Source organism: Alloprevotella rava, from assembly GCF_014195585.1.
In the GTDB taxonomy this organism is placed as follows: domain Bacteria; phylum Bacteroidota; class Bacteroidia; order Bacteroidales; family Bacteroidaceae; genus Alloprevotella; species Alloprevotella rava.
This window is the reverse complement of sequence record NZ_JACICA010000025.1, coordinates 1-1,523: the sequence shown is the minus strand read 5'-3', so window position 1 is coordinate 1,523 and position 1,523 is coordinate 1. Positions and strand designations below refer to the sequence as shown.

Here is a 1,523-nt window from a genome sequence, read left to right as displayed (position 1 = left end):
ATCAAGAACCTCACCATCGCGGGCACCGTGACCGCTCCGGCCAATACGGACAATTACCACACGGCCGGCTTGGTGGGATTCTCTGAAAACACGACCCTTCAGAATTGTATCGTGAAAGCTGCCATACATCTTGGAAAGACGGGCGATCAGTACTCGGGTGGTTTGATAGGCCATATTTTATCGAACAATACCACCATCAAAGACTGCGCCTTCATCGGTTCTATCACAGGCGACAATGGCAACGTCTCCAACATTGCCGGTCTCATTGCCTGGGGCGATGCCGGCACGACAACCATCAGCAATAGCTACGTGAACGCCACCTACACCAACGTGTCGGGACTCAACGCTATCCTGCGCCGGGACAAAGGTTCGCAGAACAACCTGAGCCACGTGTACTATTCCGAGAAGTCCAAAGGCATCAATCCGGATCATAATAAGAATGGCAACTTAGGCGAGCAAGTGACCGCCGACCAGCTGAAGAACGGCTACGTGGCTTATAAGTTGCAGAACAGCAGAAACAACACCGTCTGGGGACAAGTGCTCGGCAGCAACAACGAGCCGCTGCTCACCGCCGACCGCGCGAAGCGGGTCTATAAGGTGGATTTCACCTATAACAGCCAGGTGCGCGCCACGCGCTATGCCAACAGCGGCAAGACCATCTACGGCTCCATGCCCACCTTTACCGCAAAGGACCTCCTTGGCAGCGACTACAACGAGCACCATTATTACTCCGGAATCGCCTTTGAGGGTGGCTTCTCTGCTTCCACTAACGTAACAGCCGATAAGCGGGTGACAGTAAGCTTCACTGAAAAGGACTGCTACGAAATCGCATCAAAGGAGAATTGGAAAGAGTTCTGCGACCTCGTCAACGGCGGACAGACCAAGCTCAACGCCAAGATGACGGCGAATGTCGATCTCGGCTCGGACATCACGATGGCGGGCATCTACGCTACCTGTAAGTACTCCGGCACATTCGACGGACAGAACCATACGCTCACAATCAATTGGAATGCCGGGTCAGAAAACGAGATAGCCCCATTCCTGATTGTGAACGATGCCACCATCCGCAACCTGCGTACCCAAGGAGAAATCAAGGCGAACAGTCACGGCTTGTCAGGATTGGTTGGCGACGCCTATGGCACTACCACCCTCTCGGGCTGCGTCAGCGCGGTGAACATCACGAGCAGCTATAACGATGGCGGATGCGACGCGGCGGGCATAATTGAATGTGTAAGAGACAATGCCAAGGTTACCATCACCGACTGCATCGTCAAGGGTAAGTTCACCGCCACGACGGATAATGGCAAGAAATATATGGGCGGATTTGTATGCAACCAGGAGGGCACCTGCACCCTGACCAACTGCCTCTATATCGGCAAGAACAACGCCACCGGAGGCTACACCTTCGCCAAGAACGCCAACACCGACCACTGTTACTACCTCAACACCTGCGGCAAGGCACAGGGCGACCGGGTAACCGAGGAGCAGCTCAAGAACGGCGAGGTGGCCTACAAGTTGCAGAA

1 pseudogene is annotated in these 1,523 nt (G+C 54.5%); it reads left to right on the top strand.

The annotated features are described in order from the left end of the window. Positions 1-1,523 (top strand): annotated as a pseudogene (locus FHS60_RS10255) (peptidase M26); the annotation flags it as partial.